Consider the following 16575-nt stretch of genomic DNA (forward strand, 5'->3'; position numbering starts at 1 on the left):
CAGCGGGGAGAGCGCCGGGGCCAGGACCGCTCACCCACAGACCCAGGAGGTTGCTCCCGTGTACTCCCTGACCCCCGGCTACCGCATCCCCGCCGTGCAGCGCGGACTCAGCCGCGCCGAAACCCTGCTGACCAAGGTGAATGCCGGGCTCGGGAGCGCCGCGCTGATGTCGGCGATGATCACCCAGCCCCCGGTGTGGGCGTTCGGCGCCGTGGGCGCGACGGCCGCCGTCGTCAACCTCGCCCCGGGGCCGCGCTCGATCGCCCGGTGGGCGACGGTCGGCTACCGGCATCTGCGCGAGCGCACCGTGCCGGACACGATCGCCACCCACCCGGGTACGACCACGACGTGGGAGCTCTACCCGGAGCACGGCACCATGCAGGACCCGCAGCGCCGGGCGGGCTTCCACGACGCGTTCGCCCGAACCCTGGTCTTCGCCGGCGGGCAGGCCCGCACCGCGGGCGTCCAGGTCCACGTCACCCACCACACCACCGCCCGCGACTACACCGACCACACCCAGACCATCACCGTCCACGTCCCCAAAGGGCTGATCGCCCATCCCGCCCGGGTCATCGACAGCCTGGAAGCCGAGTTCGTCGGCCTCGGGACACTGACCCGGACCCAGCCGGAGCCGCTGCCCACGGTGACTGAACGCGGCTCCGGCTGGGTGGGGTTGGACGACGGCTGCTTCGTGGCGACCGCGCGCATCACCGGCTGGCCGGAGGAGACCGACGGCGACCTCATGCCCAGGCTCCTGCTGGGACCCGGCGCCGACCGGTCCCTCGCCGTTCTGTACCGGCCGTTGCCGGTGGGCCTGTCCCGCAGGTCCGCGAAGTGGCAGCGCGCCGCGTCCGAGGCCTTCACCGCCGACAAGGTAAAGGCCGACGCGCAGGACATCGCCAGCGGATCGACGCACGGCGCGCTCGTGCAGGGCGCCACTCTTGTCGACCTGGACGCCTACCTCACGGTGTTCGGCGACTGCCCCGAGAGCGTCACCGAGGCACGCTGGCAGGCCTCCCTCACGGCCGACCGGCACCGCATCCGTCTGGACTGGCTCACCGGCCAGCAGCACCGCGCACACGTGATGACCACCCCGCACGGCGCCGCCACCAGGAAAGGGGCGATCCTGTGATTCGTCTGCCCACCACCCATGCCGCGATCACGGCGCCGCTGGTCGCCTCCAGCACCCGCTTCCCCGGCATCGCGATCGGCCGCTCCCTGCTGGACGGACGGCCCTTCCACCTCTCGCCCGTCCAGACGTCGGCCGCACTGCTGCCGTCGACCAACTCGCTCGCCCTGGGCGGTCTCGGCTCCGGCAAGAGCACGACCGCGAAGACGCGGATCCGCCGCGAGATCCTGGACAACGGCCACCAGGCCGTCGTCATCGACTCCTTCGGCGAGGACAACGCCGGCGAGTGGGCACCGCTGGTGCGCTCCCTGGACGGCCGGGTCATCGAAGCCGGCACGTTCACCCTCAACCCGGTCAGCACCCTCTTCCCGCCCGAGGTCCGCGAGCAACTGGTCCGGTCACTGATCCTGGCGGTCGAACCCGGCGCGCTCACCCACCAGGCCACCCACGCCTTGCAGCACGCGCTGAACCACCCCAAGGCCACCTCACTCAACGGCCTGGTCGACGCCCTCGTCAGCCCGGAAGACGGCCGCTGGCCCGCCGCGAAGCTGACCGAGTGGGGCGAGGGCGCCGCGATCGGCCTGTCCCGCTACACCGAAGGCAGCCTGCGCGGCCTCTTCGACGGCCCCGACGCGAGCCTGCCCGAGACGGACCTGCCGATCATCTCCTTCGACTTCTCCCACCTGGACCGCAACTCCCCGGCGATCCCCTCGCTGATGGCCGCGGTCAGCTGCTGGGCAGAGCACGTGTGGCTGCGCCAGTCGACCGCCGTGCACAAGCACCTGGTGCTGGAAGAGGCGTGGCAGATCCTGCTCTCACCGGCCACCAGCGAACTGATCCAGCGGCTGCTGAAGAACAGCCGCAAGGCCGGGCTGTCGCTGGACGTGCTCATGCACACGCTGTCCGACCTGGGGGAGGGCAGGGCCCGCGACCTGGCACGGCTGTGCGAGATCGCCCACGTCGGACGGCTGAACCCGGAAGAAGCCGCCCTCGTCGGCGCCCTGCTCGGCCTGCCCGCCTGGGCAGTCGAGAGGATCCCGGCACTCGATCCCGGACAGGCCGTCTGGAAGGTCGGCCCCGACTACGTCGACATCGTCCAGACCGTCCTCAGCGACGAGGAAGCCGCTCTCACCGACACCTCGGCACGACGCCGCGCGGCGCAGCACGCTCTGGCCGTCGAACAGGACACCACCGCCTCCCCGACCGAGCCGCTCGCGGAGCCGGGCGAGGACACTGACATCGCCGTCGACCCCCGCGAGGACCTGTACGTGCCGTTCACGACGGCCGACGACGGGTGGGACTGGGAGGCGCTGCCGCCCAACGTCATCGGCACCCCAGAGCACTTCGACCTTGCCCGGCACGAGAGCGTCCTGCGGACCGCGCTGGAGGGCCGGTTCGACGAGGCCGCTCAGGTTGCCGCCGTCTACGAGCGCGAGGACATCAGCGCCCACGGCCTCAACTCCGCTCAGGCCCTTGCCTGGTTGGAGACGCGGGCGCAGATGGCGGATCTGCGCGGTGAGCCCGGACAGGCCATGCAACTGCGCGCTACCGTCGCCCGTATGGGCATCGACGAGGGCGAGTGGTTCCAGAAGCGAGGCGACAGCACACCCCCGGCACCCCATCCCGAGCCGCCGTCGTCCGCCCCCGCGCAGGCATCGAGCGAGGAACAGCCCGGACGGAACCGTCGGCGCACCTGGCCGTACGTCGCTGCGGTCGCGGGCCTGTCGATTGCGGCTGCCGGCGTGTGGACGAACGCACAGAGTGAACACCACGCCCAGGAACGCCAGCAGAAAGCCGCCGCCTACAAGGGCCGTTCGGGCGCGGCGCTCACCATCGACGGCGTCAAGACCGATGTCGTGGCGCAGTGGACCACGGACAGGGACAACGTCATCGTCGAACTGCGCTCGTTCTTCGACAAGAATGCCCGGTACCTGCGGATCGACGGATCCGGCAAGACCGCCAGCAGCGTCCGCGAAAATGGCTGGTTCCCCAAGGACCCCGAGATCAAGCTCCCGGTGAGCGACTACCTCGCCGACGTGACGGTCCACATCGCGGTCGGCGGACGTACCTGGAAGGACGGCTCCCGAGCCCCCTCGCGGACCGTCCGCCTGTCCCCGACCGGAATCGCCTACGACGCACAGACCGGAGAAAAGCTCCCCTCCGACCTGTGACGCACGCCAGTCACTGAGGGCCCGCACCCACGAGGGTGCGGGCCCTTACTCGTGCTCGCCTCCCGGCGCTCCGTCCGGTCCTCGCCCATGCGCTCCGGCGCGGTGAGCGAGGACCGAACAGGCCGCCCGGCCACCCCGAACCGCCCCCGAGAGACAAGGAGATCCCGTTGTGGCGAACATCAACGACACCGGCCGTACCGACTTCCCGTGGCGGCGCCTGTTGTACCCGTTCGCCGTCGCCGGCGCATTCATCGTCGGCGCCTGGGGACTCGCCGCCGCCCTGGCCTGGCTGCTCGGCATCGCCGCCCACACCGCCACCGTCATGGCAAATGCTGCCGGACCCATAGGCGTCGGCGGCATCACCCTCAAGCTCTTCGCGAAGAAGTGACCCAGGAGGAATACCGGATGAATGCTGCTCTGTGGCCCGTCACGGCCCGCATCGTCACCACCCTGAACACCGCCAACGGCACCGGCGAACACGAGACCGCGATGCGCCTGATGAAGGTCGTCGAAGAAGCGGGCGAGGCATCGGCCGCGTACATCGGCATGACCGGCCAGAACCCCCGCAAGGGCGTCACCCACACCGCGGCGGACGTGGCCGACGAACTCTGCGACGTCATCATCGCCGCGGCCGTCGCCCTGCACGCCTTCACCACCCGCCCGCCCGCCGTCCTGGACACCAAGCTGCACGCCGTCGCCCGCCGGCTCAGCGCCCCCGCCGCGGAGTCGGCCGCATGAGCCGCCGCACCCTGCCCCGGCTCCGCTTCCAGGTCATCGGCTACCCCCGCCGGGCACTGATCCTGACCGACACGCCCCGCCCCGGCTGCCTCAACTGCGAGGGCGACGGCGGCATTGAGTACCCCTACGGCGACGACAACGGCGAGTACGCGGGCAGCGACTGGGAGCCCTGCGAGTGCTCGAACGAGACCCACCGCTGGCGCCTGCTGGCCCTGCCGCGACTTCCCCGCCTGCTGCGTCGCGGCTGCGGCGGCCGTGACCCGTGGGGGCCGTCCGGCTACAGCAACGAACCGCCCTTCTAACCCGACCAGTTCAGGAGACAAGCATGTCGTTCGGAGAGACCCCGATCACCATCATCGGCAACCTGACCGCCGACCCCGAGGTCAAGGTCACCGACTCCGGCCAGGCCCTGGCCCGCTTCACCGTCGCCTCCACCCCGCGCACCTTCGACCGCGACGCGAACCAGTGGAAGGACGGCACGTCCACGTTCTTCCGCTGCGCCGCCTGGCGCACGCTCGCGGAGCACGTCGCCGACTCGCTGACGAAGGGCTCGCGGGTGGTGCTGTCGGGCCGGATCCGTCAGCACGACTGGAAGACCCCGGAAGGCGAGAACCGCTCGATGCTCGCCGTGGAAGTTGACGACATCGGCGCCTCGCTCCGCTTCACCACCGTGGCCATCAACGGCAAGAGCACAGCCGGCGGCGCCCCGTCGGATGACCCGTGGGCCACGGACGGCCGACCGGCCGCCGACAAGCCGCCGTTCTAGCTGTGCCCGGGGCGACCGCCCGATCTCGCCAAAGACACGCGGTCGCCCCGGCCAACCAGTCCACAACAGACCTGTTGGAGGCATCCAGCATGACCCATCCCACCGACCCGCGGCGAGCATCCCTGCTCACCGCCGCCCTCAACACGGCCGCGCGCGGCTGGCACGTCTTCCCGCTCCGGCCCGGCAGCAAGCAACCCGCCCTGCACGGCGCGGCGCGCTGCCGCACCACCGGTGACTGCGCCGACGGACACCTGAAGTGGGAGCAGCGGGCCAGCACCGACCCGCACCGCATCGCGCAGTGCTGGGAGACCCACCCCGCCAACATCGCGATCGCCACCGGCCCCTCCGGTCTACTCGTCGTCGACCTGGACGTGCCCAAGGAGCAGAACGGGAAGGGAAGTTCGGACACGTCTGACGGCGTGAGCTCCTTCCTGGCGCTCTGCGCGCGCGCCGGCCAGACCTGGCCGACGACCTACACGGTGCGGACGCCTTCCGGCGGCATGCACCTCTACTTCCAGGCCCCACCCGGCATCCGTCTGACCAACACGGCGGGCACGCTCGCGCCGATGGTCGACACCCGAGCGTGGGGCGGCTACGTCGTCGCCGCGGGAAGCACCCTCAACGGTGCCGAGTACGAGGTCACCGCCCCCTGGCGCGTCGCACAACTCCCCGACTGGCTGCGCGCCACCCTCGCCGACACCCCGAAGACCGGCGCCACGGGCACGATCGCCCCGGCGCGCAACGCCACCCGGCTCGCCCAGGTGGTGCTGGAACGCGAGACCGCCGCCATCGCGGCGGCACCGGAGGGCGAGCGGGAGCAGACCCTGTTCAAGGCCGCACGCGCCATGGGGCGCTTCGTGGCCTGGGGCGACATCCCCCGCGACGAGGTCGAAGAGGCTTTTCAGTGCGCGGGAGAGACGGCCGGACTGCGGTCGTACGAGTGCCGCTCGACCCTGCGCAGCGCCCTGGACTGGTCCATCCGCAACGCCCGACCGCGGGAGACGCGATGAACCCCGCCGCCCCGCCCGCATCCCCCACTGAAAAGCCCCTCACCCCCGCCGAACCAGGCCGTGTGCGCCCGGTTGCGGCGGGCCCCGGCGGGGGTGATGGCGCGAAGGACGACGGCCGTCAGGCCGTCCTTTCAGCCCTTCCCCCGGGGCAGGACCCCAGCCTCCCGCCGCCCGGTGACGGGCGCTTCCCCGTGGCCTGGCTCTGTATCCGCGCACCGCGCGGCGCCACCCCGACGGCCACGTCGACGTGCCTGTGCGGCAGGGATCGCAGCGCCGTCGGACACCGCAAGGTGCTCGCCCTGATCGCCGACCACAAAGCCCACCGCGACCTCTGCCCGCTCCGCACCACCGAGGAAAGGAGGAACGCGGCATGACCAGCACCAACACGTCCGAGCCGATCGACGGCGCGGCCCTGCTCGACGAGGTCGAAGCGTTCCACCGCCGCTTCAACGTCTTCCCCACCGAACACGCCTACGTCGCGGTCGCGTTGTGGGACGCGCACGCCCACCTGATGGACGCCCTCGACGGTACCGCCCGCATCGCCTTCCTGAGCCCCGAACCGGGATCGGGGAAGTCCCGCGCCCTGGAGATCATCGAGACACTCACCCCGCGCGCCGCGACCACCGTCAACGCGTCCGCGAACGCCCTGTTCCGGCTCGTCTCCGCAGACGAGGGAACCCCCACGCTCCTCTTTGACGAGATCGACACCGTGTTCGGGCCGAAAGCCGGCGGGAACGAGGAAGTCCGTGGGTTCCTCAACTCCGGCTACCGGCGCGGCGCCAAGTCCCTGCGCTGCGTCGGTGAAGGCTCCGACCAGAAGGCAGGGTTCTTCCCGTCGTTCTGCGCGGTCGCCATGGCCGGACTGGGCTCGCTGCCGGACACGATCCTGACCCGCTCGGTCATCATCCGCATGCGCAAGAAGGCGCCCAACGAGAAGTGCGAGCCCTACCGGCGCCGCATCCACGAGAAGCAGGGCCACGTTCTGCGGGACCAGCTCGCGGACTGGACCGCCACCCTGCACGACCAAGTCGCCGAAGCCTGGCCGGAGATGCCCGAAGGCGTCTCCGACCGGCCCGCCGACGTGTGGGAACCGCTCCTCGCGGTCGCGGACGCGGCCGGCGGACACTGGCCCGAGCGCGCCCGCACCGCCTGCGTCGCGCTCCTCCAAGACGCGTCCGCGGGTGATCAGGCATCCCTCGGGGTGCGTCTACTGACCGACCTGCGCGACAAGGTGTTCTGCGGAGTGGACCGGATGCCCACCGCGGCCATCCTCGAAGTCCTCCATGGTCTGGACGACGCTCCCTGGTCCGACATGAGCGAGGACGGGCAGAACGCCAAGCCGCTCACCGCGCGTGGCCTGTCGAAGCTCCTGAGCCAGTACGTGCGCCCCGACATCACCCCCATCAAGCCCCGCGGAATCCGGGTCGGAGCCGCGACCCCGAAGGGGTACTACGCGGAGGATCTCGCGGACGCGTGGATGCGCTACTGCCCCCAGGACCCCCAGAAGTCCGCAACATCCGCAACGTCCGCAACATCGCAGGTCAACGGAGGTGAATCTGTGGCGGATACCCCTTCCGAGACCCGCCACATGTTCGAGGAATCCGACACACGCCCACTCCGCATCGCCGGCTGACCAGCGCGTACCCCAGAGTCCCGCCGCGCCGCGGTGCGGCGGGACCTATCCGCAACAGAAACGGCATCCGCCACAGATTCAAGCCGCTGACCAGCAATGTTGCGGCGTGGCGGATGTTGCGGATTCCCCAGAAGGCAGAGAGGAGTCACGCAGGTGCCGAAGGAGAGTGGACTTCCCCTGAGCTATTCGGCGGCGGAGGTAGCGACGTCACTGGGGTGCTCGGAGTGGTGGGTGAAAGAACAAGTCCGCCGACGGCGTATCCCCTTCCTGAGGAGCGGTGGCGGGTACCGCTTTACCGGCGATCACGTTCAAGAGATCTTCCACATTCTTGAAGAGCGACCCAGCCCGGCAAACGCCACCGACGGCGAAGCCGTACCCCGCCGCCGCACTGTGGCGCAGCCGGTACGACCAGTAGCGAATCTCCGTGCGCGCCGTCCGCGTCGCGCACAGAACGCCGCCTGATAGAAGAGCCGATCATGAGGGGTGGAGGCCAGCCATGGCCTCCACCCCTCTCCTGTCGTGAGAGGTACCCATGGGCTACGGCGAGAAGCGAGCCGATTACTACCGAGGCCGGTACTGGATTGCACCCGGTGTGCTTCGCACCGTGGTGGACGCCAACGGTGCCACGATCCGATTCGCCACCAAGCGCGAAGCCGCGAAGGCGGCGAACGATGCGGAGGCCAAGGTCCGAGAGGTCGGCTACCGCGACCCGAATGCCGGTAAGGAGACCTTCGGCGAGTACGTGAATCGCTGGTACGCGGCACAAGAGTTGGCCGCGTCCACCATGCAGAACTACAAGCGGCACATCGAGGAACACCTTCTCCCCGCCTTCGAGAACAAGGCCATTGCCGACATCCAGCCCACGGACGTTGGCGCCTGGGAGAAGCAGGAGCAGAAGCTCTACGCTCCCTCCAGTGTGAAGACCTGGCATGGCACGCTGCACCTCATCCTCGCTGACGCCGTGGACGAGGGGCTTCGAGACTCCAACCCGGCCACCAAGCGGCGCGGCCGAGGCAAGCGTGCCGGCCGCTCCCGGAACCGCGGCCCCGAGAAGGTGGTAACCGACGCTCTTGGCATCCTCCTGACAGCCGAGCGAGCCTCACTACTGTCCGGCCGCGATGACGAGTTCGTGGCTGTGGTCCTTAAGGGCTACACCGGTATGCGGTGGGGCGAAATCGTCGGCCTGGAGCGCAAGTTCGTGCGCCCCGCATCGGTGCGGGTGGAGTGGCAGCTGTACGAACTCGACTCGGGAGAGTTCGAGCGCTGCCCGCCCAAGGACGACTCCTACCGGACCATCGACACGCCGAAGTGGCTGTCTACCTTGGTCGCAGGCCATATCGCCAGGACCGAGTCGGCACCCTGCCCGTGCCACGAGCACACCTACGTGTTCCGTGGCCACGGTCCCGCCAACGGCGCTGCCCGGCATATCGGCGCAAAACTGGTCGACGTCGCCCGCCGCGCCGAGGTCTCTGCCGCAACGGTCTCGAACGTGCTGAACCGTCCGGACACGGTCGCGGAGCGAACGCGGATCAGGGTGGAGACGGCCATTGCGGAACTCGGCTACGTCCGTGCGGGCCAGGCGGGAGAGACAGCCGCGCACTGGCGTCGTACCGGCTTCGCGACCTGGCTGTTCCATCCGGCCACGACGGGGTGGTATCCGAAGAAGGCCCCGCAGGCAGCTCACCCCGTACCCGTGATGGCGCATCCCTGGCCAGGGGTGCCGGCGCGGGGCCGGAATGCCTCGGGCCGTGCCGACGCGTGCTGGCTGCCGATCGCACGGGGGCTCACTCCGCACGGGCTCAGGCACTCCCACAAGACAGTCATGGAGGAGCTCGGGACCCCACCCAAACTCATGGATGAACGGATGGGACACGAGGATGGCTCGGTGCAAGCCCGCTACTCGCATATCACGGCGCGGATGAGGAACCGGCTCATGGACGAACTGACCGAGCAGTGGGAGGAGGCGTTGGCGGTACGGTCTGCCATGCACCCGCGGTCACCGGTGCGCGCGCTTGATGGTCTGCTGAGCGCATCCACTTCGGAATCGGCGCGCTCTGACCGCAGTTGGCGTCCTACAGGTCCATCGGGATGTACTGGGTGACTTGCTGGACGCGCATGTTGAGCTGGAACGGGAGGAACCCGTTCTGCCTGTGCGGGTCGTCGTGGCCTCCAGCGCCTGGCGGCGCATCGCATCCCGGGACTTGAACTGGTCGAGGCCCGGGTTGGGCCACTTCCAGTTCGCCTCGTCCCACGGGTCGAGGCTCACCGACAGGTCGGGGTGGCAGGGGAAGACGCGGTGCAGCCGGTCCAGCTCGTCCTGGGAACGGGGGCGCCTTGCGGACGTAGGCGAAGATGTGCGGCGCCCGGGCCTTCCTCCTCCGGCCGGTCATGCGGGCGGGGTCACGCGCTCCTTGTAGAGCTGGAAGCCGTACTCGACCATCTGCACGGTGCGCGTCGTGACCCAGACCATGATCTTGGAGTCGGTGGAGAGGCGGGTAAGCGCGACGTTGCCCACCTGGCCGACTGTCTCCTTCTCCAGGAAGCCCATGCTGTGGACGTCCCCGTGCGCGAGCGCGCTGCATGCGCTCCAGACAGCTTCTGCCTGGTCCTTCCCCATGCCAGCGAGGTGTTCGCCAGCGGTTTGGACCATCTTTGTGTAGCCGAAGGCCAGCTCCTTCTTCACGTCGCTCTGCGGGATCCCGGCGCCGACGGCCAGGTCCCGGATCTGCTTCGCGCGCTCGGCCGTGGTGCGCGGCGGGGTCGTGCCGAGGAGCTCGTGCACGCGGTCCGAGTGCTTCTCGTTGTCCGCCTGGAGGGCCAGTCTGCGCTTGATGCGCGTCAGGCGCTTGCCCGGCGCGAGCAGCCAGACCGAGCGAGCGCCGTTCTCGAACGCCCCGCGCAGCAGCGTCGCCTGGGCGTAGGGGTGCATCGTGACCGTGATGTGATCGCCCTGCTGGTCGCCGACAAGGCTGCGGCGGAGGGCATTCAGGTGATCGGACGCGACGGTGAGTGCCTGCCAGGCCAGATGCGATACCTGATACGGGTTGGTCTTGGCGTCGTCGCCCGCCAAGGCGCTGCTCGCCTGCACATCCCAGGCTGACGAGCGCGTGGAGGTGAGCGCCTCGTAAGGTTTCATCCTCTCCAGCTGCGTCAAGATGGCCTGGAGGTACTGCTGTTCGTTGGTGCTCGTTGTCACGGGATGAGCGTATTCAGGGAACTCGCCCGTACGCGACCGACTTTCGAGGGCGGGTAAATGGGCGCCAGCGGTGGCGGCCCGGGCTCTCAGCCGTGGTGTGGCGCCCGGGTCGATCGGTGGCCGGGGGCAGAGCCCGCTTCCGTTTTACGGTACCGGCCAGCGCGTACCGCCACGGGCGGGGGTCGGCCTACCCATCCCTGTGCGTCACCCCTATGTGGGAGTCCTCTGCATGTGGCGCTCAGCGTACGTCTTCAGATGTGCTGGCCAGACCGGATGGCTGCGGAGTGCTCCGCGAAGGCGACTTCGGCCACGGCGCCGCCAGGGCTTGACCCGGCAACGTACCCACAGGAGCAGATAGTTACCTTGCCGTTCGGCGCGAGCACAGCGCGACCATCGCGGCCAATGATCTTGTGATGGATAGGGCGTATTTCGAGTCTGTGGGTAGTCATGCCCCAAGTGTGCGCCCCATTTCTCCTTGATCGTTCCGGAACGCCAGGGGCGCTGGGGGGAGTCAATTTCCTTGATCCACTCCCCATTCACTCCCCAGGGACCTTGCGGAACGAGTCAGGGCCGGTTTCCCGTTAAGGGGAACCGGCCCTGACCTGGTGCTCTAGCTGTCGGGGTGGCGGGATTTGAACCCACGACCTCTTCGTCCCGAACGAAGCGCGCTGCCAAGCTGCGCTACACCCCGATGTCGCCGCTCATCTTGCCGGTGTTGCTGCTCATCGCGGCGACGTCGTTTACTTTAGCCCACCGGTGGCTGGAGACGAAATCCGGTTTTGGCGCGGTGGCGGATCGGGTTGGGGCGGGCGTGGTCGAGGGCCACGAGGAGGACGGAGAGGGCGTAGAAGGCGAGGCCGAGGAGGAGGGCGTTGCCTAGGACGCTCTTGTAGCCGTGGTGCTCGACGTCCAGGAACGTGTAGAGGTAGCGGCCCGGTGTGCCGGGGAGGATCAGTTCGCCCCGGGCCAGATAGACCGCCAGGTACGTGAGCGGGTACAGCAGCCACGTCGCCGCCATCCGCAGGTGCAGCCGGCCGGGTGCGGTCAGCAGCAGCCAGTCGAGCACCGCCGCGATCGGTGTCACCGTGTGCAGGACCTGGTTCGTGACCGCCTGCCAGCCCGTGGGGGCCGTCGTCCCGCCCGTCATCGCGAACGGGATCGACGCGTGCGCCAGGATCAGGTGGTACACCAGGCCGGTGATCGTGATGTAGAGGAGTGCCGCGCCCGTCACCAGGGGGGAGAGGGGGCGGCGGGCCGTCCATGCCCGGCGGGCGGTGGCGAGCATCACCAGGGCCAGCAGGATGTTGCTCTGGATCGTGAAGTAGGTCAGGACCCTGATCGGGCTGCCGAGGAACAGGTCGGCGGTCACCGCCGCCGCTGCCACCAGCGCGACCAGCAGTCGGTACACGGCCGCCGTCGGACGGCGGTACGGAGCCACCACCGCGGTGGCGGGAACGGGTGAGGCGAACAGGGCGGGCATGCCGGGTACCGCGGGGAGGTCCGGGATGTCCCTGGGTATCGGAGCGGTCATGTCCTCACGCTAGACAGAGGGGACGAACCGGGCGATACGGGTGGGCCGCACGAGCTACCCGGGTCGGCCGAGCTACGTGGTCCCGCACGAACTGCACGGGCCGCACGAGCTACGCGGGTCGGCCGAGCTACGCGAGTCGACCAAGCCGCACGTCCCGCGAGCCCTCCCCCGCGGCGCGACGGTACATCGCCCCCCGCGGCGCGACGGTATCCCGCCCGCCTACTCCCGCCCCACCAACGTCATCAACGTAGCCTCCGGCGGGCAAGCGAACCGCACCGGCGTGTACCGGCTCGTCCCGCACCCCGCCGACACGTGCAGGTACGACGTCCGGCCCTCCGCCGTATGCGTGGAGAGGCCCTTCACGCGGTCCGTGTCGAGGTCGCAGTTGGTGACCAGGGCGCCGTAGAACGGGATGCAGAGCTGGCCGCCGTGGGTGTGGCCGCCGAGGATCAGGGGGTAGCCGTCGGCGGCGAACGCGTCCAGGGCGCGGAGGTACGGCGCGTGCACGACGGCCATCGAGAAGTCGGCGTCGTCCGACGGGCCGCCCGCCACGTGCGCGTACCGGTCGCGCTTGATGTGCGGGTCGTCGAGGCCGGTCAGTTCCACCGACGCGCCCTCGATCTTGAGCGTGCCGCGGGTGTTGGTGAGGTTGAGCCAGCCTCCCGCGTCGAAGCCGTCCCGGAGGTCCTCCCACGGGTTGTGGACGGCTCCCACGATGGGTGGGTTGCCGTTCAGACCGTGGCGGCCCGCGGTCTTCTCGAACAGGTACCGGGCGGGGTTGCGGAGGGTGGGGCCGTAGTAGTCGTTCGAGCCGAAGACGTACGCGCCCGGGAACTCCATCAGCGGGCCGAGCGCGTCCAGGACCTCGGGGACGCCCTCCGGGTCGGAGAGGTTGTCGCCGGTGTTGATCACGAAGTCGGGGCGCAGGCCCGCGAGCGAGCGCAGCCAGCGCTGCTTCTTGCGCTGGCCGCCGACCATGTGGATGTCGGAGACCTGGAGGACTCTGAGCGGGCGCATGCCGGTCGGCAGCACCGGGACCGTCACCCTCCGCAGGCGGAAGGAGCGGACCTCGAAGGCCGCCGCGTAGACCACACCAGCGGCGCCGGCCGCCGCAATTCCCAGGGGTACTCCGTATCGCGCGCGCATGCCTCCATCGTGTCAGACCCCACTGACACGCCTGACACCCCGTCGGCCGGGGCCCGGTAAATCGGCGGGCGGAGGCGGCCGCGCACCTGCGAGAATCGGACCCATGACCACCACGCTCAAGGCGAAGCTGCAGGAAGACCTCAACACCGCGATCAAGGCGCACGACAAGCTGCGTTCCTCCACGCTGCGGCTGACGCTCGCCGCGATCACCAAGGAGGAGGTCGCGGGCAAGGAGAAGCGCGAGCTCTCCGACGACGAGGTCCTCAAGGTGATCACCAAGGAGGCGAAGAAGCGCCGTGAGGCCGCGGACGCCTTCGCGCAGGGCGGTCGCCCGGAGCAGGCCGCGCAGGAGAAGGCGGAGGGCGAGGTCCTCGCCGAGTACCTGCCCAAGCAGCTCGGCGACGAGGAGCTGACCGCGATCGTCTCCCAGGCCGTCGAGGAGGCGAAGGCGGCCGGCGCCGAGGGCCCGCGTGCCATGGGTGCCGTGATGAAGATCGTGAACCCGAAGGTGGCCGGACTGGCCGAGGGCGGCCGCGTCGCCGCCGTGGTGAAGAAGCTGCTCGCCGGCTGACCCACGAACGTGCGTCCACGAACGTGCGTCCACGACGACGGGGGCGCCCCTTTTCACCAGGGGCGCCCCCGTCGTCGTAGACGAAGCCTCAGAACGGCCGATGGCCGCAGGGGAGTTATCCCCTGTTGCCGCCGTTCCCGTTGCCGTTGTTGCCGCCGTTCGTCGTGCCCTGGATGAAGCCGTCCGGGAGGGAGAACGTCGGGGTGGGGGTGGTGCCTCCGTCGGTGGTGCCGCCGTTGTCGTTGGCCCCGTTGGTGTTCCCGCCGTTGTCGTTGTTCTTGCCGTCGTTGTTGCCCTTGTCCTTGACGGGGTCGGGGATGTTGACGAGCTGGAAGTTCTCGACCTGCTTGCCCTCCAGGGCGCCGGTCATGGCGTCCTTCCAGATCGGGCCGGGGGTGTCGGCGCCGTAGACCTGGTCGTGCCAGACGCCGCCGATGCGGATGCTGGTCATCTCGACGTTCTGCTTGGCGCTGCCGACCCAGACCGCGCCCGCGAGCTGGGGCGTGTAGCCGACGAACCAGGCGTTCTTGCGGGAGTCCGTCGTACCCGTCTTGCCGGCGCTCTGGCGGTCGGTGAGGCCGGCCTCCTGGCCGGTGCCGGAGTCGACCACGCCGCGCAGCACGGTGTTGATGGTGTCGGCGGTCTTCTTGCTCATCGCCCGCGAGCAGGTGGACTTGGGGACGGCGAGCGACTTCTGCTCGTTGCCCACCTTCTGGGTGATGGACTCGATGGCGATGGGCGTGCAGTACGTGCCCTCGTTGGCGAAGGCCGCGTACGCGGAGGCCATCGTCAGCGGCGAGAGGCCCTTGGAGCCGAGCGCGATGGCCGGGACCTCGGGGATCTTGTCGCCGTTGCCCTGCACGACCCCGAGCTTGTTGGTCATGCTCACCACGGGGCACAGACCGATGTCGGAGATCATCTGCACGAAGTAGGTGTTGACCGACTTGGCCATCGCCTCCTTCAGCGCGTACGGACCCTTCTCCGACTCGCTCTCGTTCTCCACCGTCGCGCCGTCCGTGTTGACCCAGTTCTTGCCGCTGCAGGTCGAGACGGGGCTCGGGTAGTCCATCGAGTACGGCGCCGGATACTGCTGGGTGGCCGGCAGGCCCTGCTCCAGCGCGGCGGCGGCGACGAAGGGCTTGAACGTCGAACCGGTCGGGAAGCCGAAGTTCGAGCCGCCCATGTCGGCGTTGACCGAGTAGTTGTACTCCGTCTCGTTCTTGCCGTAGCCGTACGGCTTCGACTGGCCCATGCCGAGGATCTTGCCGGTGCCGGGTTCGACGAGGGTGGCCGCGGCGGCGACGGAGTCCGACTTGTAGATGTGGTCCTTGAGCGAGGCCTGCACCGAGTTCTGGGCCTGCGGGTCCAGGGTCGTACGGATCGTGAGGCCGCCCTGGTTCCAGATCTTCGCGCGGGCCTCCTTGGTCTTGCCGAAGACCGGGTCGCTCAGGAAGACCTTCTCGACGTACTTGCAGAAGAAGCTCGCGCCCTTGACCGCGGTGATGCAGCCGTTCTTCGGCTGGCTGACCTTCAGCCCGAGGTCGGTCTTCTCGGCCGCCAGGGCCTCCGCCTTGGAGATGTCGCCGACCTCGGCCATGCGGGCCAGCACGGTGTTGCGGCGCTTCTTGGCCTCGGCCTCGTCGTTGATCGGGTCGTAGCGCGTGGGCGACTGGACGATGCCCGCCAGCAGCGCCGACTGCTGGAGGTTCAGGTCCTTGGCGTGCTTGGAGAAGTAGCGCTCGGACGCGGCCTCGACGCCGTAGGCCTGCTCTCCGAAGAAGGTGATGTTCAGGTAGTTCTCGAGGATCTTCTTCTTGCCGAGCTTTTCCTCGATCTGGATCGCGTACTTCAACTCGCGGACCTTGCGGCCCAGCGTCTGCTGGGTGGCCTCGGCGACCTTCGTCGGGTCGTCGCCGGCCTCCTCGATGAAGTAGTTCTTCACCAGCTGCTGCGTGAGCGTGGAGGCGCCTTGGGAGACGCCACCGCTCTGCGCGTTCTTGTTCAGGGCGCGCAGGACGCCCTTGAGGTCGATCGCGCCGTGCTGGTAGAAGCGCGAGTCCTCGATCGCGACGATCGCCTTCTGCATGTACGGCGAGATGTCCTTGAGCTCCACCACCGTGCGGTCACGGGAGTAGACCGTGGCGAGCTGGTTGCCCTTGCTGTCCAGGATCGTGGTGCGCTGGCTCAGCTGAGGGCTCTTCAGGTTGTCCGGGATGTCGTCGAACCCCTGGACCGAGCCCTTGGCCGCGAGCCCCAGCGCTCCGGCCGCGGGCAACGCGATTCCGGCCATGAGGGCACCGGCGAGCACACTGACACCGAGGAACTTGGTGGCCTGCTGCAGAGGGGACAGACCACCACCCGAGCGCTTTTTTGGCATGGGGGCAGCCTAATCCCTCACCCGGGGCGTCCCGGGGGAGCGGGTGGGTCTCGGGATGTTCGGGTGCGGGATCGTGACATCCGGGGCAGCGGGGCGATCCGCGGCGGGGTGATCCGCGGCGGGGTGATCCGCGGCGGGGTGATCCGTGAAGGCGCCTTGCGCACGGTGGTGGCCGCCCGGCCCGCGGTGGTGGTCGCCTGGCCGGCGGTGGCGGACGCCCCTTGCCCGCGGTGGTGACCGAAGTCGGTCACTCGCCCATGAGACCCGAAGTGCGGGCGTTCGTCGCCGACGGCCCGCTTCCCTACCG

16 protein-coding genes and 1 tRNA gene are annotated in these 16575 nt (G+C 69.3%); 12 read left to right on the top strand and 5 right to left on the bottom strand.

Annotated elements, in window-relative coordinates; translation table 11 throughout:
• The first annotated feature begins 58 nt into the window (after positions 1–58).
• The 10 genes from ACWDEW_RS14100 to ACWDEW_RS14145 all read left to right on the top strand — a co-directional run bounded on the left by ACWDEW_RS14100 (position 59) and on the right by ACWDEW_RS14145 (position 9548).
• Complete coding sequence (locus ACWDEW_RS14100; protein ID WP_450512661.1) at positions 59–1132, top strand: hypothetical protein; 1074 nt, start codon at positions 59–61, stop codon at positions 1130–1132.
• Positions 1129–3300, top strand: coding sequence for a hypothetical protein (locus ACWDEW_RS14105; protein WP_450512663.1), 2172 nt, complete (start codon positions 1129–1131; stop codon positions 3298–3300). The genes ACWDEW_RS14100 and ACWDEW_RS14105 overlap by 4 nt, the downstream gene beginning before the upstream one ends.
• A 169-nt stretch (positions 3301–3469) precedes the next feature.
• On the top strand, positions 3470–3688 hold the full coding sequence (locus ACWDEW_RS14110) for a hypothetical protein (protein ID WP_450512665.1): 219 nt from the start codon (positions 3470–3472) through the stop codon (positions 3686–3688).
• Positions 3689–3705: 17 nt separating this feature from the next.
• On the top strand, positions 3706–4038 hold the full coding sequence (locus ACWDEW_RS14115) for a MazG-like family protein (protein WP_450512667.1): 333 nt from the start codon (positions 3706–3708) through the stop codon (positions 4036–4038).
• Positions 4035–4340 (top strand): hypothetical protein, encoded by a 306-nt coding sequence (locus ACWDEW_RS14120; protein ID WP_450512669.1) that lies wholly within the window; start codon positions 4035–4037, stop codon positions 4338–4340. Before ACWDEW_RS14115 ends, ACWDEW_RS14120 begins: the two co-directional genes overlap by 4 nt.
• 23 nt (positions 4341–4363) lie before the next feature.
• Positions 4364–4804 carry a single-stranded DNA-binding protein gene (gene ssb, locus ACWDEW_RS14125; protein ID WP_450512671.1) on the top strand — a complete coding sequence of 147 codons (441 nt, stop codon included), beginning with the start codon at positions 4364–4366 and terminating at the stop codon, positions 4802–4804.
• Between the two features lie 89 nt (positions 4805–4893).
• Positions 4894–5814 (top strand): bifunctional DNA primase/polymerase, encoded by a 921-nt coding sequence (locus ACWDEW_RS14130; protein WP_450512673.1) that lies wholly within the window; start codon positions 4894–4896, stop codon positions 5812–5814.
• 191 nt (positions 5815–6005) lie between these two features.
• Positions 6006–6188 (top strand): hypothetical protein, encoded by a 183-nt coding sequence (locus ACWDEW_RS14135; protein WP_450512675.1) that lies wholly within the window; start codon positions 6006–6008, stop codon positions 6186–6188.
• A complete protein-coding gene (locus tag ACWDEW_RS14140) occupies positions 6185–7447 on the top strand; it encodes a DUF3631 domain-containing protein (RefSeq protein WP_450512677.1) in 1263 nt (420 codons plus the stop codon). The genes ACWDEW_RS14135 and ACWDEW_RS14140 overlap by 4 nt, the downstream gene beginning before the upstream one ends.
• A gap of 532 nt (positions 7448–7979) precedes the next feature.
• Positions 7980–9548, top strand: a complete 1569-nt coding sequence (locus ACWDEW_RS14145; protein WP_450512679.1) for a LacI family DNA-binding transcriptional regulator — start codon at positions 7980–7982, stop codon at positions 9546–9548.
• 285 nt (positions 9549–9833) lie between these two features.
• Here ACWDEW_RS14145 and ACWDEW_RS14150 read toward each other — a convergent pair whose 3' ends face one another.
• The 4 genes from ACWDEW_RS14150 to ACWDEW_RS14165 form a co-directional block, all read right to left on the bottom strand.
• Positions 9834–10643, bottom strand: coding sequence for a hypothetical protein (locus tag ACWDEW_RS14150; RefSeq protein WP_450512682.1), 810 nt, complete (start codon positions 10641–10643; stop codon positions 9834–9836).
• Between the two features lie 617 nt (positions 10644–11260).
• A tRNA-Pro gene (locus ACWDEW_RS14155) sits at positions 11261–11334 on the bottom strand.
• A 54-nt stretch (positions 11335–11388) separates the two neighbouring features.
• Positions 11389–12174 carry a Pr6Pr family membrane protein gene (locus tag ACWDEW_RS14160; RefSeq protein WP_450512684.1) on the bottom strand — a complete coding sequence of 262 codons (786 nt, stop codon included), beginning with the start codon at positions 12172–12174 and terminating at the stop codon, positions 11389–11391.
• Between the two features lie 219 nt (positions 12175–12393).
• Positions 12394–13320 (bottom strand): metallophosphoesterase, encoded by a 927-nt coding sequence (locus ACWDEW_RS14165; RefSeq protein WP_450512686.1) that lies wholly within the window; start codon positions 13318–13320, stop codon positions 12394–12396.
• 103 nt (positions 13321–13423) lie between these two features.
• On the opposite strand from ACWDEW_RS14165, the gene ACWDEW_RS14170 reads away from it, so the two are divergent.
• Positions 13424–13891 carry a GatB/YqeY domain-containing protein gene (locus tag ACWDEW_RS14170; protein ID WP_450512688.1) on the top strand — a complete coding sequence of 156 codons (468 nt, stop codon included), beginning with the start codon at positions 13424–13426 and terminating at the stop codon, positions 13889–13891.
• A 115-nt stretch (positions 13892–14006) separates the two neighbouring features.
• On the opposite strand, the gene ACWDEW_RS14175 is transcribed toward ACWDEW_RS14170, so the two are convergent.
• Entirely contained in the window at positions 14007–16268 is a 2262-nt protein-coding gene (locus ACWDEW_RS14175) for a transglycosylase domain-containing protein (protein WP_450512690.1), read from the bottom strand.
• Positions 16269–16331: 63 nt separating this feature from the next.
• On the opposite strand from ACWDEW_RS14175, the gene ACWDEW_RS14180 reads away from it, so the two are divergent.
• Positions 16332–16505 (top strand): hypothetical protein, encoded by a 174-nt coding sequence (locus tag ACWDEW_RS14180; protein WP_450512692.1) that lies wholly within the window; start codon positions 16332–16334, stop codon positions 16503–16505.
• Positions 16506–16575: the final 70 nt, after the last annotated feature.

The sequence above is a fragment of the Streptomyces sp. NPDC001100 genome (assembly GCF_053598575.1).

Coding starts and splice junctions, on each gene's coding strand:
- ACWDEW_RS14115 (WP_450512667.1), top strand. CDS start 3,706: ATGAATGCTGCTCTGTGGCCCGTCACGGCCCGCATCGTCACCACCCTG.
- ACWDEW_RS14120 (WP_450512669.1), top strand. CDS start 4,035: ATGAGCCGCCGCACCCTGCCCCGGCTCCGCTTCCAGGTCATCGGCTAC.
- ssb (WP_450512671.1), top strand. CDS start 4,364: ATGTCGTTCGGAGAGACCCCGATCACCATCATCGGCAACCTGACCGCC.
- ACWDEW_RS14130 (WP_450512673.1), top strand. CDS start 4,894: ATGACCCATCCCACCGACCCGCGGCGAGCATCCCTGCTCACCGCCGCC.
- ACWDEW_RS14140 (WP_450512677.1), top strand. CDS start 6,185: ATGACCAGCACCAACACGTCCGAGCCGATCGACGGCGCGGCCCTGCTC.
- ACWDEW_RS14145 (WP_450512679.1), top strand. CDS start 7,980: ATGGGCTACGGCGAGAAGCGAGCCGATTACTACCGAGGCCGGTACTGG.
- ACWDEW_RS14160 (WP_450512684.1), bottom strand. CDS start 12,174: ATGACCGCTCCGATACCCAGGGACATCCCGGACCTCCCCGCGGTACCC.
- ACWDEW_RS14165 (WP_450512686.1), bottom strand. CDS start 13,320: ATGCGCGCGCGATACGGAGTACCCCTGGGAATTGCGGCGGCCGGCGCC.
- ACWDEW_RS14170 (WP_450512688.1), top strand. CDS start 13,424: ATGACCACCACGCTCAAGGCGAAGCTGCAGGAAGACCTCAACACCGCG.
- ACWDEW_RS14175 (WP_450512690.1), bottom strand. CDS start 16,268: ATGCCAAAAAAGCGCTCGGGTGGTGGTCTGTCCCCTCTGCAGCAGGCC.